At 66.8% G+C, this 19,876-nt stretch carries 18 protein-coding genes; 9 read left to right on the forward strand and 9 right to left on the reverse strand.

The genetic code is table 11. From position 1 onward, the window contains the following. Positions 1-17 precede the first annotated feature (17 nt). The 3 genes from MAAFP003_RS21415 to MAAFP003_RS21425 are packed head-to-tail and all read left to right on the forward strand — an operon-like array spanning position 18 to position 2,611. Positions 18-1,073 (forward strand): type III polyketide synthase, encoded by a 1,056-nt coding sequence (locus MAAFP003_RS21415; RefSeq protein WP_243394214.1) that lies wholly within the window; start codon positions 18-20, stop codon positions 1,071-1,073. 24 nt (positions 1,074-1,097) lie between these two features. Then, a complete protein-coding gene (locus MAAFP003_RS21420; protein ID WP_096289728.1) occupies positions 1,098-1,598 on the forward strand; it encodes an isoprenylcysteine carboxyl methyltransferase family protein in 501 nt (166 codons plus the stop codon). Then, complete coding sequence (locus MAAFP003_RS21425) at positions 1,595-2,611, forward strand: NAD(P)/FAD-dependent oxidoreductase (protein WP_096289729.1); 1,017 nt, start codon at positions 1,595-1,597, stop codon at positions 2,609-2,611. The genes MAAFP003_RS21420 and MAAFP003_RS21425 overlap by 4 nt, the downstream gene beginning before the upstream one ends. 2 nt (positions 2,612-2,613) lie before the next feature. Here the strand turns inward: MAAFP003_RS21425 and MAAFP003_RS21430 are convergent, their stop codons facing one another. From MAAFP003_RS21430 to MAAFP003_RS21470, 9 genes are all read right to left on the reverse strand, one after another. After that, positions 2,614-3,417 carry a crotonase/enoyl-CoA hydratase family protein gene (locus tag MAAFP003_RS21430; protein WP_096289730.1) on the reverse strand — a complete coding sequence of 268 codons (804 nt, stop codon included), beginning with the start codon at positions 3,415-3,417 and terminating at the stop codon, positions 2,614-2,616. Next, positions 3,414-4,562 (reverse strand): thiolase family protein, encoded by a 1,149-nt coding sequence (locus MAAFP003_RS21435; RefSeq protein WP_096289731.1) that lies wholly within the window; start codon positions 4,560-4,562, stop codon positions 3,414-3,416. The genes MAAFP003_RS21430 and MAAFP003_RS21435 overlap by 4 nt, the downstream gene beginning before the upstream one ends. Before the next feature lie 295 nt (positions 4,563-4,857). Further along, positions 4,858-6,342, reverse strand: a complete 1,485-nt coding sequence (locus MAAFP003_RS21440; protein ID WP_096289732.1) for an aldehyde dehydrogenase family protein — start codon at positions 6,340-6,342, stop codon at positions 4,858-4,860. Positions 6,343-6,487: 145 nt separating this feature from the next. Further along, positions 6,488-7,708: a cytochrome P450 gene (locus MAAFP003_RS21445; protein ID WP_096289733.1), complete on the reverse strand. Its 1,221-nt coding sequence runs from the start codon at positions 7,706-7,708 to the stop codon at positions 6,488-6,490. Positions 7,709-7,710: 2 nt separating this feature from the next. Further along, positions 7,711-8,712, reverse strand: coding sequence for an SDR family oxidoreductase (locus MAAFP003_RS21450; RefSeq protein ID WP_096289734.1), 1,002 nt, complete (start codon positions 8,710-8,712; stop codon positions 7,711-7,713). After that, positions 8,705-9,844 (reverse strand): spirocyclase AveC family protein, encoded by a 1,140-nt coding sequence (locus tag MAAFP003_RS21455; protein WP_096289735.1) that lies wholly within the window; start codon positions 9,842-9,844, stop codon positions 8,705-8,707. The genes MAAFP003_RS21450 and MAAFP003_RS21455 overlap by 8 nt, the downstream gene beginning before the upstream one ends. Beyond that, positions 9,844-10,962, reverse strand: a complete 1,119-nt coding sequence (locus MAAFP003_RS21460) for an ABC transporter substrate-binding protein (RefSeq protein ID WP_096289736.1) — start codon at positions 10,960-10,962, stop codon at positions 9,844-9,846. Before MAAFP003_RS21460 ends, MAAFP003_RS21455 begins: the two co-directional genes overlap by 1 nt. Positions 10,963-11,056: 94 nt before the next feature. Further along, complete coding sequence (locus MAAFP003_RS21465) at positions 11,057-11,887, reverse strand: CbbQ/NirQ/NorQ/GpvN family protein (RefSeq protein ID WP_096289737.1); 831 nt, start codon at positions 11,885-11,887, stop codon at positions 11,057-11,059. Positions 11,888-12,020: 133 nt separating this feature from the next. Further along, positions 12,021-13,673 (reverse strand): nitric oxide reductase activation protein NorD, encoded by a 1,653-nt coding sequence (locus tag MAAFP003_RS21470; protein ID WP_423790949.1) that lies wholly within the window; start codon positions 13,671-13,673, stop codon positions 12,021-12,023. A gap of 206 nt (positions 13,674-13,879) precedes the next feature. Here MAAFP003_RS21470 and MAAFP003_RS21475 point away from each other — a divergent pair, with 206 nt between their 5' ends. From MAAFP003_RS21475 to MAAFP003_RS21500, 6 genes are all read left to right on the forward strand, one after another. Next, positions 13,880-15,034, forward strand: coding sequence for an acyl-CoA dehydrogenase family protein (locus MAAFP003_RS21475; RefSeq protein ID WP_096289738.1), 1,155 nt, complete (start codon positions 13,880-13,882; stop codon positions 15,032-15,034). Beyond that, entirely contained in the window at positions 15,031-16,116 is a 1,086-nt protein-coding gene (locus MAAFP003_RS21480) for an acyl-CoA dehydrogenase family protein (RefSeq protein WP_096289739.1), read from the forward strand. The genes MAAFP003_RS21475 and MAAFP003_RS21480 overlap by 4 nt, the downstream gene beginning before the upstream one ends. Continuing rightward, a complete protein-coding gene (locus MAAFP003_RS21485) occupies positions 16,116-16,763 on the forward strand; it encodes a nitroreductase family protein (RefSeq protein ID WP_096289740.1) in 648 nt (215 codons plus the stop codon). Before MAAFP003_RS21480 ends, MAAFP003_RS21485 begins: the two co-directional genes overlap by 1 nt. Before the next feature lie 154 nt (positions 16,764-16,917). After that, a complete protein-coding gene (locus MAAFP003_RS21490) occupies positions 16,918-18,222 on the forward strand; it encodes a TetR/AcrR family transcriptional regulator (protein WP_096289741.1) in 1,305 nt (434 codons plus the stop codon). Positions 18,223-18,324: 102 nt separating this feature from the next. Next, on the forward strand, positions 18,325-19,167 hold the full coding sequence (locus tag MAAFP003_RS21495; RefSeq protein WP_096289742.1) for an SDR family oxidoreductase: 843 nt from the start codon (positions 18,325-18,327) through the stop codon (positions 19,165-19,167). A gap of 63 nt (positions 19,168-19,230) precedes the next feature. Then, the gene (locus MAAFP003_RS21500; RefSeq protein WP_096289743.1) at positions 19,231-19,875 is read left to right on the forward strand and encodes an SDR family oxidoreductase; all 645 of its coding nucleotides are present in this window, start codon (positions 19,231-19,233) and stop codon (positions 19,873-19,875) included. Position 19,876 lies beyond the last annotated feature (1 nt).

Consider the following 19,876-nt stretch of genomic DNA (forward strand, 5'->3'; position numbering starts at 1 on the left):
CACACATCGGACTGGAAATGTCGACCAACTACACGGATCCATCCATCGCAGCGGTCGCGGTGAAGTTCCCAGAAAACCGGTACACCCAGGACGAAGCCGTCGGCGCGCTGACCGACTTCGCCGGCCCGGACTTCCAGCGGTTCGCGCTCAGCAGTGGGGTTGAGCACCGCAACACCGCCTTGCCGCTGTCGCGCTACCGCGAGCTGACCGGTTTCACCGAGGCCAACGCCGCCTACCTCGACGTCGCTCTCGACCTGGCCGAGCAGGCGCTGCGCGCGGCGCTGGACGAGGCGGGCGTCGAACCCTCGGAGGTGGACGTCGTCTTTTCCACGACGGTGACCGGACTGGCCGTACCGACGGTCGAGGCACGACTTGCCGCACGGGTGGGCCTACGCCAGGACGTCAAACGCATTCCGCTGTTCGGCCTGGGCTGCGTGGCGGGTGCGGCCGGGACCGCCCGCATGCACGATTACCTGCGGGCCTTCCCCGATCACGTCGCCGCGCTGCTCGCCGTCGAACTGTGCTCGCTGACCATTCAGCGCGAAGACCATTCGGTCGCAAATCTCGTCGCCACCAGCCTGTTCGGCGACGGCGCCGGCGCCGTCATCGCGAAGGGCGCCAACTACGCGGGCCGGCCAAGGGGTCCTCGGGTGCTGGCCACCCGAAGCCGGCTCTACCCCGACACCGAAGATGTCATGGGCTGGAACATCGGCAGCGACGGCTTCCGGATCGTACTGTCGGCCGACGTCGCGAACGTCACCGAGAAATACCTGGGCGACGACGTCCGCCGCTTCCTCGCCGACCACGGACTGCAACCGCAGGATGTGTCGCGTTGGGTCTGCCACCCCGGTGGCCCGCGGGTGATCGAGGCGGTGGAGGAAGTGCTGGATCTGCCGGGAGATGCCCTTGATCACACCCGAAAGTCGTTGCGCGAGAACGGGAATCTGTCTTCGGTCTCGGGGCTGGATGTGCTCAGGGCGAACGTGGCCGATCCGCCACCGGCCGGCTCGCTCGGCCTCATGATCGCGATGGGTCCGGCGTTCTGCTCCGAGCTCGTGCTGTTGGCCTGGTAGCGGCGGACACGGGATAGTGGTGGCATGTACTACCTGCTGATCCTCGCGGTCGGGCTCGAACGCATTGTCGAGCTGGTGCTGTCCAACCGGAATGCGCAATGGTCTTTTGCCCAGGGCGCCAAGGAGTTTGGCAAACCGCACTACATCGTCATGGTCGTCATTCACACGGCTCTACTGGTCGGCTGCGTCGTCGAACCGTGGGCACTGCACCGGCCGTTCATCGGATGGCTGGGCTGGCCGATGCTGGCCATCGCCGCGGCCAGTCAGGTACTGCGCTGGTGGTGTATCACCACGCTGGGCCGGAGGTGGAACACCAGAGTGATTGTGTTGCCGGAGGCGCCCCTGGTGCGGCGGGGGCCCTACCGGTGGCTGCACCACCCGAACTATGTTGCAGTGGTGGCCGAAGGGTTCGCGTTGCCGCTGGTGCACACCGCGTGGCTGACCGCGGCCACGTTCACCGTCGCCAACGCGATTCTGCTCAGTGTGCGGATCAGGGTGGAGAACTCCGCGTTGGGTTACACATGAGCTCCTATGACACCGACCTGCTGATCGTCGGAGGCGGGCCCGGCGGCCTCGCGACGGCGTTGCAGGCGCGCCGGCACGGGCTTTCGGTCATCGTGGCCGAACCGCGCGAGGACCCGATCGACAAGGCATGCGGCGAGGGGTTGATGCCCGGCGGCCTCGCCGAGCTGATGTCGCTGGGTGTCGACCCGGCCGGCATGCCGTTTCACGGGATCGCCTATGTCAGCGAGCAACGGCGCGCCGAGGCGCTGTTTCGCAACGGGCCCGGCCGCGGCGTGCGACGCACCACGCTGCACGCCACACTGCAGGCACGGGCCAAAGAGCAAGACACCGAATGGATCCGGACAAAGGTGACCAGCGTCGAGCAGGACGCCCATGGTGTCAGCGCCGCCGGCATCCGGGCGAAGTTCTTGGTCGGTGCCGACGGACTGCACTCGACGGTGCGGCGCTGTGTCGGCATCAAGGCCGCGGCCGGTAAGCCGCGACGTTACGGTGTGCGTTGGCATTTCACGGTGCCGGCCTGGTCGGAGTTCGTCGAGGTGTACTGGTCGCGGCTGGGTGAGGCGTACGTGACGCCCGTGGAACCAGACCTGGTCGGCGTGGCGATCCTGTCGCAGGGACGGCCCGACCTGGCCTGGTTCCCACGGCTGGCCCGGCACCTCGAGGGAGCCGGCCGCGGGCAGGCGCGCGGCTGCGGCCCGTTGCGCCAGGTGGTCTCGCGCCGCGTCGCGGGCCGCGTACTGCTGGTCGGCGATGCGGCCGGCTACGAGGATGCGCTGACCGGCGAGGGCGTCAGCCTGGCCGTCAAACAGGCGGCGGTCGCGGTCAACGCCATCGCCAACGAGACACCGGCCGCGTACGAGGCGGCGTGGCACCGGGTTACCCGCAACTACCGCTACCTGACCCGGGGAGTGGTGCTGGCCAGCACGCCGCGCGCGACGCGGCGTGCCATCGTGCCGGCCTGTGAACGCCTACCCGGGTTGTTCGGCTTCGGCGTAAACATTCTCGCGAGCTAACGCTAGCGGGCCTTCCAGACCGGCTCGCGCTTCTCGGCGAACGCCAGCGGGCCCTCCTTGGCGTCCTCGGACCGGATCAGGGTGCGCATCTCGTTCACGGTGCGCTCCCAGCCGACCTGGTCGCCGGTGATGACGCCCTCGTCGACGCCGGCTGCGATGCGCTTGCTGGCTTGCACCGACAGCGGCGCGTTCACGGTGATGCGCGCCGCCATCGCCAGTGCCGCGTCGAGCACCGAGCCGTCCTTGACGACCTGGTTGACCAGGCCCCATTCCCAGGCGTCGGACGCCGTCATCGGCTCACCCGTCAGCAGCAGCTCCATCGCGACCTTGCGGGGCAGCTGGTCGACGATGCGGAAGACGCCACCGGCTGCGGCGATCAGTCCCCGTTTGACTTCGGGCAGACCGAATTTCGCCACCTCGTGGGCGACGACCAGGTCGCTGGCCAGTGCCAGCTCGGTGCCGCCGCCCAGCGCGGTGCCGTTGACGGCCGCGATCGTGGGCTTGTCGATGAAGTGTTGCACGTAACCGGCGAAGCCCCAGTCGGCATGGTCGGGGTGATAGAGGTTCTCCCGGCGTGCGATCGCTTTGAGATCGGCTCCGGCGCAAAAGGATTTGTTTCCGGCGCCGGTGAGCACCACCGCCCGCACCTCGGGGTCGTGCTGGGCTTCCTCCAGCGCATCCCCGACTCCGATGCTGACCGCGGCGTTGATCGCGTTGCGCGCCTCGGGCCGGTTGATGGTAATGACCATCACGGCGCCGAGGCGCTCAACCAAAACTGCCGGCGCCGCGCCCTGCGCGTCCGTCACAGCAGCTCCACGATGGTGGCGTTGGCCTGGCCGCCACCCTCACACATCGTCTGCAGGCCGTAGCGAATTCCCTTGTCCCGCATGTGGTAGAGCAGCGTGGTCATGATCCGCGCGCCGGAGCCGCCGAGCGGGTGGCCGAGCGCGATCGCGCCGCCGTTGGGGTTGAGCTTCTTCTCGTCGGCACCGATGTCCTTCAGCCACGCGAGCGGAACGGGCGCGAACGCCTCGTTGACTTCGTAGGCGCCGATGTCGTCGATCGAGAGCCCGGACCGCTTCAGCACTTTCTGGGTGGCCGGGATCGGCGCGGTCAGCATGATGACCGGGTCAGCTCCAGCCAGAGTGGCGGTGTGCACCTTGGCAATTGGGGTCAGGCCCAGGTCCTTGGCCTTCTCCGCCGACATGAACAACAGCGCGGCCGCGCCGTCGGAGATCTGCGAGGAGTTCCCGGCATGGATCACGCCGTCCTCCTTGAAGGCCGGCTTCAGCGAGGCCATCTTCTCCATCGGAGTGCCGCGCCGGATGCCTTCGTCCTTAAGCACGACGTTGCCGTCGGCGTCCTTGATGCCCACGATCTGATCGTCGAATGCACCGGAATCCTGTGCTGCAGCGGCCTTTTCGTGGGAGTCAAGGGAGAACTGGTCGAGCGCGGTGCGGTCGAATCCCCACTGCTCGGCGATCATTTCCGCGCCCAGGCCCTGGTTGGGGATCTGACCGTCGTAGCGGGAGATGAAGTTCTCGGGGTAGGGCCGTCCGCCATTGGCCAGCGAGGCGCCCATTGGCGTGCGCGACATCGACTCCACACCACCGGCGACGACGACGTCGTAGTGCCCGGCGACCACACCGGCCGCGGCGAAGTGGATGGACTGCTGGCTCGATCCGCACTGGCGGTCGACCGTCACGCCCGGGACGGTCTCCGGCCACCCGGCGGTCAGCAGTGCGGTACGGCCGATGTCGAGGGCCTGCTCGCCGGCCTGCATCACGCAGCCCCAGATCACGTCGTCGACGATTTCGGGGTCGATGCCGGCCCTGGTGGCCAGCCCGTTGAGCACCTGGGCGGACAGCTCGGCGGGGTGCACCCCGGAAAGTCCTCCGTTGCGCTTGCCAATGGGTGAACGCACGGCCTCGACGATGACAGCTTCAGGCATGGTTAGGTCTCCTTTGACTCCGGTCTTGCCTCGATTGTCAACCAAGGGGTTGGGCGGCCCGGTAGCGGGGTGGGCTGGGCGCGCCCATTCGCTGATGCACCGCGGCGTTGAGTGTGCGTGCGTGGTGAAGACACGCCGAAGGGGTCCGGCCTGTGCGCACACGCGACGCCCTGTGCGCACACGCGACGCCCTCAGCGCAGACATGACGCCCGGCCCGGCCACCGACTTCAGACCGAACAAATGTTAGGTCAACTCTGCCATGGCCTGAGCCGGGCGGCCGCTACCCGCGGGCGAATCAGACGGCGGGGTACGCCACCGACTTGATCTCGGTGTACTGGTCGAAGCCGGCGATGCCGTTCTGCCGGCCGATGCCGCTCTCCTTGTACCCACCGAACGGCGAGTCGGCCGCGTAGCCGGCACCGCCGTTGACGCCCATGAAGCCGGCTTTGATCCGGCGGGTCACCGACAGCGCGCGCTCCAGGGAACCCGAAAAGACGTTGCCGGCCAAGCCATACACGCTGTCGTTGGCGATCCGGATCGCGTCCTCCTCGTCGTCGAACGGGATGACCGAGAGCACCGGCCCGAAAATCTCCTCCTGCGCGATCGTCATCTTGTTGTCGACGTTGGTGAAAAGCGTTGGGCGGACGAAGTATCCCTTGTCAAAGCCGGTCTCCGCGCCGGGGCCACCGACCAAAGCCGTAGCACCCTCGTCGACGCCCTGCTGGATGTAGCTGTTCACCCGCTCGTACTGCCGCTGCGAGATCACCGGGCCGCACAACGTCGCGGGGTCCTGCGGGTCGCCGCACGTGACGTTCTCGTAGATGTTCTTCAGGATCTCGACACCCTCGTCATAGCGGGACCGCGGCAGCAGCATCCGGGTCGGGTTGGCGCAACCCTGACCGGCGTGCATACACGGTGCGATGCCGACCATGCAGGCCGTGCCGAAGTCCGCGTCTTCCAGCACGATGGTCGCCGACTTGCCGCCGAGCTCCAGGAACAGCCGCTTCATCGTGGCCGCACCCTTTTCCATGATCCGCTTGCCGACCACCGTCGAGCCGGTGAACGAGATCAGGTCGACCTTGGGCGACAGCGTGAGTTCCTCGCCGACAAAGTGATCCGACGCGGTGACGACGTTGACGACGCCGGCCGGGATGTCGGTGTTTTCGGCGATCAGCCGACCGAGCCGGTTCGCGTTGAACGGGGTGTTCGGCGCCGGCTTGAGCACCACGGTGTTGCCGCTGCCCAGCGCCTGGCCGAGCTTGTTGATTGTGACCTCGAACGGGAAGTTCCACGGCACGATTGCGCCGACCACACCGACCGGCTCGCGCCACACCTTGATCGTGGTGTTCGCACCGGTCAGGCTGATCACCCGGTCCCCGAGGTCGGTCTCCCAGGCGTACGAGTCGATCAGCCGGGCGGGGTACTTCAGCCCGTCTGCCAGCGGGGCGTCCAGCTGCGGCCCGTAGGTGATGGCGCGGGGCGCGCCGACCTCGAGGATCAGCTCCTCGCGCAGCTCGTCGATCTCGGACTCGATGGCCTCGTGCAGCTGCAGCAGGCAGCGCTTGCGCAGCTCCTTGTTGGTCGACCAATCGGTCTCGTCGAACGCCCGCCGGGCGGCGTCGATCGCCCGATGCATATCTTCCTTCGAGGCGTCGGAAACCTCGCCGAGTGACTCCTCGGTCGCCGGGTTGATGTTGGTGAAGGTGCCGGCCTGGCCTTCGACCAGCTTGCCGTCGATCATCATCTTCGGCTCGAACCGGACCTTTACAGTGTCAGCCATTTTTGTTCAGCTCTCTTCAGACTCGTGATCTTGTGACTCGTCCCTGCGGAGAGCCTTACTGGAAACTAGCCGATTGGCAACATGCTGCCTGCGGGCAGGGCCCTGACGTGCGATTACCGCACGCTCGCTCGGCATCGTGACCGCGCTATTTCTGCGCGTCGAACAACACCGGTACCGAGGTCGGCGACCGGAACACCTGTCCGCGGATGTGCGGGTCGTCCCCGTCGGGGTCCAGCCGCAGATTCGGCAGCCGGTCCAACAAAAGGTTGATCGCGGTCCGCATCTCCAGGCGCGCCAGGTGCATGCCGAGGCAGACATGCACGCCGTGCCCCCAGCCCAGATTCGCCTTGGCAGGCCGGTGAATGTTGAACGTGTTCGGATCGTCGTAGCGGTCCTCTTGCCGGTTCGCCGAACCCAGCATCGGCATCACCGTCGCCCCGGCCGGGATCGCCACCCCGCCGAGTTCGGTGTCGCGCGTCGCGACCCTGGTGATGGTCAGCAGGGGCGACTCCCACCGCACACCCTCCTCGATGGCCTGCGGCAGCAGTGAGCGGTCGGCGCGGATCGCAGCCAACTGCGCGGGATCCGACAGCAGCGCCAACAGCAGGCTGCCCAACGACCGGTAGGTCGTCTCGACGCCGGCGGGCAACAGCAGCCGCAGGAAGGAGAAGATCTCTTCGTCCGCGAGCTTTTCCCCGTCGATCTCGGCCGCGGCGAGCGCACTGATCAGGTCGTCCTTCGGCTCGGTCCGCCGGGCCCGCAGTATCGGCGCGAAGTATTCGCACAGCGCGGCCGAGGCCGCCAGCCCGCGCTCGGGGTTCATCAACCAACTCAATAGCGAAATCGACCACCGCTGGAACTGTGGGTAGTCCTCTTCGGGCAAGCCCAACAGGCCCGCGATGATCTGGCTCGGATAGTCGAAGGTGAACTCCTTGACCAGATCCGCCTTGCCGGTGGGGGCGAACTTGTCGATCAGGCCGTTCGCCACCCGGCCGACCAGCTCGTCTTGCCAACGCGCCAATGACTTCTGCGAGAACGCTTTTGACACCAGCGAGCGCAGCCGGCCGTGGATGGGTTCGTCCATGCCGAGCATCACGCCGTCACCGAGCACGGGGCCGAACGCGGCGATCACGGCCGACGACGAGAACGTCTCGTTGTCTCGCAGCATCTGCTGGATGTCCTCGTGGCGATACACGATGAACATCGGCAGCGACTCCTCGTGCGGCAGCGCTCCCGAGGTCTCGAGTCGCTGCACCGGTTCCTCACGACGCAGCCGCGCCAGTTCGGTGTAGGGGTCACGCACATCACCGGAGATCGCGTCGTCGAAGGCGCCGAAGTCGGCCAAGTCGTCGAAAAGCTGTTCCATCTTTACCCCTCATTTGCCTTGCGGCGCTTGGCCGCTAGTGATGCCAAGCGCTGTAACACCGGCGGTGGAAGCACACGTGCGACGAGCACCATCGCCTTTTGACCCGTCGTCAACGGCCATGCCCCGCCCCGCATCGACCCCTGTTTGGGGATGCCGAGCACCGTGCGCGACAGGTGGTGCATGCCCGCTGCCGGAAGAATTCGATTGGCGGCCAACAGCATTGACGCGTCTGGACCGACACCGCGGCGGCGGTACGGCGCCTCGTCGGCCAGTGCCTTGACCAGCCCGTCGGTGAATCGCTCCGGGGCTCGGGCGAAGCTCACCGCGAACCTCCCCCGGCTGTTCATCGTGTTGTGCAGCCGCGCGTACGGCCCATCGAAATTGCGGTCGTCGATAGTGCCGGCGTCGGTGATGATTTCGGTGTCGTAGGTGCCCGACACCAGGGTGGTGACACCCAGGCCGAAGGGCGCGATCTCGCACGCCATCGATTCGGCCCACCGCTCCAGCGCGCCCTTGGCCGCCGAGTACGGCGCGGTGCCGGGCTGACCGCGCACCCCGGCCGCGCTGGAGACCAGCACGATGCGCCCCTGACCGGCCGCGCGCATGGACGGCAACAATGCTTTGGTGAGTTCCACCGGTCCCAGGACGCTGGTGGCGAACATCCGCTGCCACAGCGCCATATCGGCCTCCTCCACCATCCCGGCGGCGGAGATCCCGGCGTTGTGAACCAGCGCGTAAGGGGCGCCGACGGCCTCGTCGATTGCTTTGGCGGCCAAGGGAATCGACGCGAAGTCGGTGAGGTCGAGTTGCACCCCGATCAGCCGGTCGTCGTCAGGCCGCGGCAACCCTTGGTCCTGAATAGCCTTCCGAAGCAGTGGCATCCCCTTCTCGGGGGTGCGCATCGCCGCGACCACGCGCCACCCCTCGCGATACAGGCGCACGGCTGAGGCGAATCCGAGTCCGCGGGAGGCGCCGGTGATGACGGCCGAGCGCGGCTCAGCCATTCTTGCTCCCGGTCGCGCAAGGGCCTTGGCCCGGCGGCGGCGCTTCGACATGCGGGCGGCCATTCGGCTCGCCGCTGGCCCAGGTCGACCAGATGCCGACCGAGAAGGGGCCCTGGGCCCCGGCCTTCTCGTAATAGCCCTGCGGGTCATACACTTTCGCTTCCGGGTACGGCCATGGACAGGCAACCGAGGTCGCCGCGTGGCTGGCCTTGATGGCCCAGAACCAGGCGCCGTAGGCGAAGTACGAGACGTTGATGATCGCGAACATCACCAAGAAGGTGCCCAGCACCGGCCGGCGCGGGAAGATTCTCGCCTTGGCGGCCAGCTTCTCTGCCACCGATTTGCCGGTGTCATCGCGATAACAGAGAATCGCCGCGGGCACCATCACGAAGGTCACCGAGAACGACTCCCAGATCAGCGGGAATTGGAAGGTGGTGCCGGTGAACACCGATCCCCACGGAATCACCTGCGAATAGATGTACATGCCGGCGTGCACGAGCTGGATCTCCAGCCACGCGTCGAAGATGAAACCGATCACGCACGTCAGCAGGCCCAGGCTCCACAACGGGTGTCGCGACACGAACGACGTCGGCCCGTACTTGGCCTGCAGCTTACGCAGGATCCAGACCGCCGGAAAGTACGGCCCGAAATAGAAAGTGACATAGCCGAATACGACGAACGGCTCGACCGTCGGCGACAGCGACACCAGCGGCCAGGACTCCGGCCAGTGGATGAGGTCGGGGTTGTAGACCGCAAATGGCGACCAGTTCATGATCGGGTCCTGCCACACGATCAGCGTGGTGCACAGGAACATCAGCATGACCGGACTGCCCGGATTGCGGCGCCAGCCCCGGACGAATACCACCAGCAGCACCAACAGCATGATGATCGTGGAGATGTGCAGGAAGGTGATGTAGTCCAATCCGAAGAGGAACTTCACCGGCCGCGGCCGGCCCTGCACGTCCGGGTTGGCAACCCGCGGGTCAAGGGCCACACGGCAATTCGCGATGAAGAAGAGCGCGAAGGCCGCCAGCGCGGCACCGGCGATCCAGCCGCCCCAGCCGCGCCTTTCCGCTCCCGGCGGGGTGGGCGTGCCGTCCGTCTTCAGCGGTGCGGATTGCTCGGTGGACATCAGTTTTCCTCCCCGAAGCGATCCACCAGATGCGAGTTGATCCCGTCGGCGTCGAGAGTCCGAGCCACCAGGTACCCGGCACCCATCCAGGCCCGGCGGGTCCATTTGCCGAACGACACTCGAGTCCCGGGCGCGCCCGACGCGGCGGGCATCATCTTGACCCGCTCGAGGGCCTCCTTGACGCCACGGGGACTGAGCGGATGGGCGTCGGTGAACGCGCGCACGAGGGTCGCGGCGACGTCACGGTTGACCACCGTCACGCAGAACTCGGGACGACTGCCGTTGTACTTCTTGGCGTAGGTGTCGAGGAATTCCTGGCCGATCCGGTTCGCCTCGTCGTACTGGTCGACACCGGTCCAGCCCATGAACGCGTTCCACATGATGGGGTTGACCCAGGCGTTCTGCCACGCGGTGGTGGTGAAGCGCGGCGGATCCCAACCGAGCGCTTCGAGCGCCGGGTTGATGAAGACGACGCCGAAGCCGAATCCCAGGTGCACGATCGCCTCGGCTTTGGCCTCGTGCAGCGCCGCAACGGCGGCGTTGATGTCCTGCGCCGTCTGGGCGATCGAAACCTCGGCCACGATGCGAATCCCCTTGCGCCGGCAGGCACTTCGCAGGTTCTTCAGGTAGCTCTCGCCAATCAGGCTCTGCTCGACCAGCACCCCGATCTCGGCGAGCCCACGCTTGGCGATCAGGTCGGCCAAGAAGATCGGCTCGTCGGTCATCGACCCCTGCGGGAAGGCGAATGTCCACTCGCCCAGCCAGTCGTCGGTGCCGGTGACGCTGATGGCCGGCACCTTGAACCGGTCCTCGATCGCTTCACGCACCGGCACGCAGTTGTCGGTGATGTTGGGGCCGAAGACGACCAGGCAGCCCTCGTCGACCAGTTCGGCGTAGGCATCGATGACCGCCTTGACCGAACCCTTGGGCAGACCCTCCACTTCGCGATAGATCATCTGCACCGGACGGTCCATCAGGCCCTGCTCGACCGCCTCTTCGAAGATCAAGTCGAAGGTCTGGGTGAAGGAGGCGAACAGCTCCTCGGGGAAGCCCGGCGGCAGCTTGAAGTCCATCAAATAGCCGACCTTGATCGGCTCAGCACTGCTTTCGTAGGACATCTGACCTCCCGGCTGACCCGCTCACTCGCAACCATCCATGGCAGACCTAATATTTGTTCAGACCGTAACGGGGGCGGTCTGCAACGTCAACCATCTACCCGCCGCCACCCAGGTAGACCTCGACCATCTCCCCCAGCGCGCGACCCACGGCGACGTCGTCGGTGAGCGGTGCGGTGATCGCGGCCCGCGCCGCCTCTTGCATGCTCAGCCCCTCGGCGATCAGTTGGCCCGCCGCGATCAGCAGGCGCGTCGATGCGACCTCGCGCAGGCCACCGGTTTCCAGCCGGCGGATGGCCTGGCCGAAACGCACCAGCTCGGCCGCGGTGGCGGCGTCCACACCCGCCTCATGCGCGACGATGCCTTCTTCGACATCGGCTGCGGGGAAACCGAATTCGATGGCCACCATGCGTTGACGGGTCGAATCCTTGAGGTCCTTGAGCACGCTTTGATAGCCGGGGTTGTAGGACACCACCAAGCCGAAGCCGGGTGCCGCGTCCAGTGTGATGCCGAGGCGCTCGATCGGCAGCTGCCGCCGGTGATCGGCGAGCGGATGCAGCACCACGGTGGTGTCCTGCCGCGCTTCCACGACTTCGTCCAGATAGCAGATCGCGCCCTCGCGCACCGCACGGGTCAGCGGGCCGTCCGCCCACACCGTTTCGTCACCCCGCAGCAGATACCGTCCGACCAGGTCCGCCGTGGTGAGGTCGTCGTGGCAGGACACGGTGATCAGCGGCCGGCCCAGGTCATGAGCCATCGCCTCGACAAAGCGGGTCTTGCCGCAACCCGTCGGCCCCTTCAACACCAGCGCCAGACCCTGGCGGTAGGCGGCCTTGAAAATCGCCTCTTCGCCGCCGACCGCCCGGTAATAGGGCCGTATGTCGGGAGCCGCGCCGTTGCGGCAAGCGGCCCCGGACTCGTTGGTCATGACGTCCCCTCTGCCGGATTCTTGGAGCCTATCCGGAACAGATGTTTGTTTCAAGAGCGCTGACTCCAGTCGCATCTCGACGGCGTACACGAACTGCCCTCGGGGACATGGCATCAGCGCGAAGCCGCCCCAATCAGGCGCTCACCCTCCGGCGCACCTCCGCCGCGCGCAACGCGGATCGGAACAGCGGTCCGATCACCCCGGCCAGCTGATCGGGGCGCGCGATCGTGGCGTGTGCGGTGCTGCCGAACACCCGGCGCAACGACGCCACATCCGTGCCGGCGCCGATCGTCAAGCACACGCAACCGGTCCCCCGGCGCCGTGCCTCGGTCAGCGCGCGCCGGGCGTCGGCGGCACCATAGGCCCGCTCGTAGCCGTGGTCGTAGGCGAGGCCGTCGGATAGCACCACCAGGAGTCGCCGGGAGGTGCCGCCGCGCACCTCCAGCACCGACGAGCCGTGCCGGATGGCCGCTCCGAGCCGGGAGTAGGCACCGGGTTCCAGGCTGTTGAGCCGCCTGATGATGTGGGCGTCGAGAGGGTCGTCAAATCGCTTGACCGGCACCATGGTTACCGCCGTGCGCCCCTGCGAGTAATAGGCGTAGAGGCAGACCCGGTCACCGAGGTCGTGCAGCGCGACGGTCAGGTTCGCGACCGCGGCGCGCTGCTGTTCGTGCACCGTGCGCCCGAGCGTGCCGGGCTCGGCCGCCGACCCCGACACATCGAGAAGCAGCAACACCGACAGGTCGCGCCGGCGCCGCAAGCTATCGGAGTACACCGACTCGTCGGGGACCGATCCGGCCCGTATCTCGACGCGGGCTTCGACGGCGGCGTCGATGTCGATGTCGTCGCCCTGCGACTGCCGGCGGCGACGGTGTAGTCCCATGCCGAGCCGCGACAGCGGCCGACGTACCCCGACGGCGGCGTCGATCGCCTGGGTCGCCGAGACCTTGACCTCGGGCTCGACCTCCCGCACCGTGCACCAGGCGGGCCGATAGCGCTTGCGCGCGACATCCCATTCCGGATACCGCACCCCGTCGGCCGCGGCCTCTTCGTCTTTGATCTCCTCGCTCACAGTCGAGGCCAGCGACGACACGGCATGTAGGCCGCGCTTAGCGGAGTTGGTGCGATGCGTGGGGGCGTCCGCGCCGGGCGGCCCGCCGCCGCTGCCGGTCTTGCGGGCCGACGACAACATCTTCTTCAGCCACTTGCCGATGAAGCCGCCGCCACCGACCGGGCTGGTGAAAAGGTCAGGATCGTCGGAGTCGTCCACCTCGCCGTCGTCGAGCTCCGCCAGCTCGCGCGGGCCGCGGCTGCGCGGGACATGCCCAGCACTGGCCTGCTCGTCCTGTTTGGTCACCCGGGCGCACGCGGCCATCACCTTGGCCGCACGGATCACGCCGAAGGCGGGCTGCGGGTCGGCGACCGGAGCCCGCCCGGCGGCCAGGGCCAGCGACGCTGCGGGCGAGTCGCTGCGACTCGCGATGTCGCGCTTGCCCAACGACGCCAAAACCGTTGGTAGCAAATGCTCATTGGCGACCAGGGCGCGGTGGCTCTCGATCGCGAGGTAGCGCTTGGCCAGCCGGGGGTGGTGCACCAACGAGCCCACCACGTCGGGCTCCAGGCTGCCGGCCGCGATCATCGACGCCTGTACCGCGATGGCTTCGAGTTTCGGGCGGGCAGGGGCGCCGGCATCGACGTAAATCGCCTTACCGTCCGTCCAGGCCGGCTCACCGGGTGACAGCCCGGCAACCGCGATTGCCCGGCCCGCCAATGCGGAGGCGAGCATGCCCAGGGCCTGCAACCGCTCGGCACCAGAGTCGTCCGCCACCCCACCTCCGACCTGCTGACCAAATATCTGTTCCACCGTAAGGTGCGGCTCGACGACAGTCAACGAAATGGGAGCCGTTATGCCTGGAGGTTGTTGACCAAAAAAATGCTCCACCGTAAAGTCCGGGCTAAGTCGCAGTTAGCCACGACCAGAGTCAAGGAACAGTGGACTTCTCCTATCCGGCGGAATTGGAACAGTTCCGCGTCGAGCTGCGCGAGTGGCTGTCGGCAAACCTCACCGACGAGCTGGTGGCCGCCCGCCGGAACCTGGGACGCGACGACGCGACCTTCGAGATGATGCGCACCTGGAACGCGACGATGGCCGACGCGGGCTGGGCCGCCGTGTCCTGGCCGCGCGAATACGGCGGCCGTGGGGCGACGGTGCTCGAGCAGCTCGTCTACACCGAGGAGACCACCCGCGCGCGGGCGCCCATGCCGCTCAATGTCATTGGGATGAACAACATCGCTCCCGCGATCATGCAGTACGGCAGCGAAGACCAGAAGACGACGCTGCTGCGCCGGATGATGCGTGCCGACGACATTTGGTGCCAGGGCATGTCGGAACCCGAGGCCGGATCCGATCTCGCCTCGCTGCGTACCCGGGCGGTGCGTGACGGCGACGGCTTCGTCGTCAACGGTCAGAAGATCTGGACCTCGCTCGGGCATCGGGCGAACTGGTGCCAGCTGTATGTGCGCACCGATCCCGATGTCCCCAAGCACCAGGGCATCTCCTGCCTGATCCTCGACATGAAGCTGCCCGGCATCGAGGTCCGTCCGCTGGTCACGCTCAACGGCGACACGGATTTCGCCGAGGTGTTCTTTCACGACGTGCGGGTGCCGGCCGACGCGTTGCTCGGGCCGCTCAACGGCGGTTGGCAGGTGGCCACCACCACGCTCAGTCACGAACGCGCCGGCGCCGCACGGCTGTACGCCGAGATGCAGGTCCGGCTCGAAGAACTCGTGGACGACATCGCCGCGCACAGCGACGGACTCGACGACCCCGTGACGCTGAGGCGCCTCGGCGAAATCGGGCTGCGCATCAAGTATCTCGAGGTGCTCTGCCAGCGGTCCATCTCGGCGACGCTGCACGGCGGGTCAGAAATAACAGCGGTCGGATCGGCCAGCCTCGCCAAGACGGTGTGGGGTGAGATCGGGCAGGACATGGCCGCACTGGCCTTCGACGTGCTGGGTACCCGCGGCACCAACGCCGCGTGGGCGAACTACCGTCTCACCTCACGCTCGCTGACCATCGCCGGCGGAACGAGCCAGATCAACAAGAACATCACCGCCCAACGCGTATTGGGATTGCCGCGCAAATGAACCTCGAACTCACCGACGAACAGGTCGCGCTGCGCGACACCACCCGGCGCTTTCTTGCTGACAAGGCACCGATTTCGGGTCACGTGCGCGAGTTGCTCGACGATCCGGCCGGTGTCGACGACGCGGTCTGGCGCGGCCTGGCCGACCTCGGTACCACCGGCCTGTTGGTGCCGGAGGAACACGGCGGCGCCGGGATGACGATGGTCGAGGCCGGCGTCGTGGCCGAAGAGCTGGGCGCCGCCCTGCACCCGGGGCCCTGGCTGTCGACGGCCGTCGCCGCGCCGCGCACCCTGACCCGGCTGTGCGACAACGACGCTGTCGCAACGATTCTGGCCGGAATCGCCGACGGAACGATCATCGCCACGGTCAGCTTCCTGGACTTCGCGAACGTCGCGGCGGACGACGACGGACTGCTGCGCGGCGAACTCGGCGGTGTGCCCGACGCCGCGGCGGCCGACGTCGTGCTGGTTCTGTCCGAAAGATCAAGCGGCACAGGTCTTTTCGCCGTGCGCACCGACTCCCCCGGCTTTGCCGTGCAACCCGAGCGCGGTATCGACCAGACCCGCAAACAGTTTCGCGTCCGGCTCGACAACACACCAGGGCAACGGCTGGCCACAGCCACACCCGCCGACGTGGCGGCGGTGATCGACGACCTGCTGATCGCCACGGCCGCCGACGCGCTGGGTGCCGCGCGGGCCGTGATGGACCTCGCCGTCGAATACGCAAAATTCAGAAAGCAATTCGGTCAGGTCATCGGGTCGTTTCAGGCGGTCCAGCACTTGTGCGTCGATATGTACGAGACCGTCGAACTGGCCCGCAGTGGTGTGGTGCACGCGCTGTGGGCCGCCGACGCGCTTGGATCCGACGAACGCCATCTCGCCGCCCTTCGGGCCAAAGCATTCGCCGGACGACTGGCCACCGTCGGCGACACCGCGATCCAGGTGTTCGGCGGCATCGGCTACACCTGGGAACACGATGCGCACCTGTACCTCAAGCGACTGCTGAGCTGGAGCGCACTTCTCGGCGGATCCGACCGGTATCTCACCGAACTCGGTGCGCGCCTTGCGAACAGGAGCACCTGATGGAGATCGAATACCTGCTGACCGCCACCCGCTCCGCACGCAAGACGCTTGACCTCGACGCGCCCGTCGACCTCGAGGATATTCGCGAATCCCTGCGCATCGGCCTGCAGGCGGCCAACGGCTCTAACTCGCAGGCCTGGCGCTGGCTGGTGGTCGCCGACCCGGCGAAGCGGCAGCAGATCGCCGAGTTGTACCGCGACGCATATCTGAAACGAGTCGGCGGCCAACTGCTCGCCGACCTGCTGCCGGCCGGGACGCCCGAAAGCCGGCTCATGTCGTCGACGGAGTGGCTGGTCGAGAACATGGCGAAGGTGCCGCTGCTGGTAATCCCAAGCTATGAGCCCTACTTGCCGCGCATCGACGGCGACGAGTCGTTTCACCTGGCCACCCTGTACGGCTCGATCTTCCCCGCGGTGTGGAATTTTCAGCTCGCGTTGCACACCCGCGGCTACGGCACCTGCGTGACAACCCTGCACCTGCACCACGAACACGAGGTGTCCGAACTGCTCGGGATTCCGCCGACCTTCGTCCAGGGCGCCCTGCTGCCCGTAGGCCGGTTGCGGGCCGGGCAGACCTTCTCCCCCGCCCCGCGGCGCCCCCTCGCCGAGGTGATCGCGGTGGACAGTTGGGACGGTCCCGGGCTCTAGGGCCTTAGACTGGGTGGGTCACCGCTGTTAGCAGCGCATTTGAGCCGGTTCCCGACGGCCAATCTGATAGCCTTTAACAACGATTTGGTTCGGCAGGAGGACGAATGCGCAGCGTGGCCCGGTCGCAGTCCTCTCAACATATGCACCGTTAGCCATGGCCAAAGCCGAACCCTTGGCTAAGGGAAAGCGGGCGGCCACCGATCGCCTGGATCAGCCGGACGATTCCGGGACGCGCCGCACCGAGATCCTGCAGACCGCCGCATCTTTGATCGCATCCTCGGGATTGCGGACGTCGTTGCAGGAGATCGCCGACGCGGCGGGAATTCTGCCTGGAAGCCTGTATCACCATTTCGAATCCAAAGAAGCGATCCTCATCGAGCTGATCCGGCGCTATCAGGACGATCTGCACCGCATCGGGGAGCGGGCCCAGGCGCGACTGGACGAACCCGATTCGCGACCGCCCGCCGACAAAATCATCGAGCTGGGATCGGCGGTAGCCAACTGCGCCGTGCATCATCGCGCCGCGCTGCAGATGTCGTTCTACGAGGGACCGAGCGCGGACCCCGAATTGATGAACCTGACCCGAAATCAGTCCGTCGCGGTGCAAGCGGCGATGGTGCAAACGCTGCGCGCCGGCAGGTGGAGCGGCTACATCAAGCCGGACATCGATCTGCCCACGCTGGCCGACCGTATCTGCCAGACCATGCTGCAGGTCGGGCTGGACGTCATGCGGCATAACTCTCCCCCCGACCAGGTGGCGGAGCTGCTGTGCCGAATCATCCTGCGGGGCTTGGCCGCCCGGCCGCCCACCGATGCGGCGTTGGATCGGTCCAATGCATTTTCGGCGGCCAGCGCCGTCATCGAATCGTGGGCCGACGACATCGACGCCGATCCCAGCGACAAGGCCGCCCATGTCCGCGCCGTGGCACGAACCGAGTTCGGCCGCAAGGGTTATGAAGCCACCACGATCCGCGACATCGCATCGGCGGCGGGACTTGGTACCGGCACGGTGTATCGGGTGATCGGCTCCAAGGACGAACTTCTCGACTCGATCATGATGTCGTTCGGTCAGAAGGTCGAGGCCGGCTGGGTCAGCGTGCTGCGCTCGGATTCCTCCCTCATCGAGAAGCTGGACGCGTTGAGCTGGATCAACGTCAATGCTCTGGATCGCTTTTCCGACGAATTCCGCATTCAGCTGGCGTGGATGCGGCAAACACCACCGACCGCCAATCCCGGCTGGTCGTATCCCACCCGGCTACGGCAGATGAAATCGCTGCTCTCCGAAGGCATCCGCTCCGGCGAGATCGGCATCGACGCCCCGTCGACCGCGATGCTGGCGCGCTGCGTCATCAGCCTGCAGTGGATTCCGGAGAACATTCTGCGCGAGATCGGAAAGCGACCGGCGCTGGTGCACATCCGTGACACCGTTTTGCGCGGCGCCGCCGTCCGGGGCAAGTAAGACCGGCCAACTCAATACGGCCCCGGTATTGAACCAAATAACTGTTACCCATACAGTTGAGCAGTTAGAACCGCGTTGGCATTATCCGAGAAGGGGATTTCCATGACCATTGTCGATCGGTTGCGCTACGACGGCAAGCGCGCTCTCGTGGTCGGGGGCGCCACCGGCATGGGCGCCGCGGCGGCCAAGTCAGCCGCCGAGCTCGGTGCCGAGGTCATCGTGCTGGATTACGCGCCCGTGGACTACGACGTTGCCCAGTCCGTGCAGGTCGACCTGCGCGACCCCGCCTCGATCGACTCCGCTCTCGACCAGATCACGGGTCCCATCCACGCGGTGTTCTCCGCGGCCGGCGTCGCCGACGGCACGATCGACCTGATGAAGATCAACTTCATCGGCCACCGCCACCTGATCGACCGCCTGCTCGAGAAGAACCAGCTTCCCAACGGTTCGGCCATCTGCTTCATCTCCTCGGTCGCCGGCATGGGCTGGGAGAACGACCTGGACCTGATGCTGGAATTCCTCGAGACACCGGACTTCGCCGCGGCCGAGGCGTGGTGCCAGGCGCACGAGGCCGACGGGATCAACCACTACGGAACCAGCAAGAAGGTGATCAACACCTACGTGGCCACCCAGGGCTACCCGCTGGCGAAGAAGGGAATTCGCATCAACGCGATCTGCCCCGGGCCGACCGACACGCCCCTGGCCCAGGCCAACGCGGACCTGTGGCTGTCCTTCGCCCAGGACTACCGCGACGAGACCGGCGCCAAGGTGCACACGCCCGAGCAGATGGGCGACGTGATGGCGTTCCTCAACAGCGAGGCCGCCTGCGGCGTCAGCGGTATCACCCTGCTGGTCGACTCCGGACACACGATGGCCTCCATGACCGGTGCCTACGCGCCGGGTAAGCCGATCATCGACATCATCATGGGCAAGATCAAGCTCTAGGGGCGCCACCATAGGGCGTAGTCGGGTCGCCACCATCGGACCTGACGTCGGTACCGTCGAAGCATGGCACGCATCATCGTCTTCGGCGGACACGGCAAGGTGGCACTGCAGCTGGCTCGCATCCTGAGCGAACGAGGCGAGCAAGTGACCTCCGTCTTCCGCAATCCCGACCACTCCGACGATGTCGCCGCCACCGGCGCCGAACCGGTGGTTGCCGACATCGAGCAGCTGGACACCAACGCGCTGGCCGAGCAGATGGCCGGACACGACGCGGTCGTCTTCTCGGCCGGCGCGGGCGGCGGCAATCCGGCGCGTACCTTTGCCGTCGACCGGGACGCCGCGATCCGGGTGATCGATGCCGCCGGCCAGGCGGGCGTCCCGCGGTTTGTGATGGTGTCTTACTTCGGTGCGGGTCCGGATCATGGTGTACCGCAGGATGATCCATTCTTCGCCTACGCGGAGGCCAAGGCCGCCGCGGACGAGTACCTGCGGGCCAGCCAGTTGGACTGGACGGTGCTCGGTCCCGGCCGGCTGACGCTGGACGAAGCGACCGGGCGCATCACTGTCGGCGAAGAGGGCACGGGTGAGGTATCCCGTGCCGATGTCGCGCTCGTCGTGGCCGCCGCGCTTTCCGACGATTCGACGATCCGGCGGACCATCGAATTCAACAACGGAGACGTCCCGGTCGCCGAGGCATTGGCGGGCTGAC

The organism is Mycobacterium ahvazicum (genome assembly GCF_900176255.2).
Lineage (GTDB): Bacteria > Actinomycetota > Actinomycetes > Mycobacteriales > Mycobacteriaceae > Mycobacterium > Mycobacterium ahvazicum.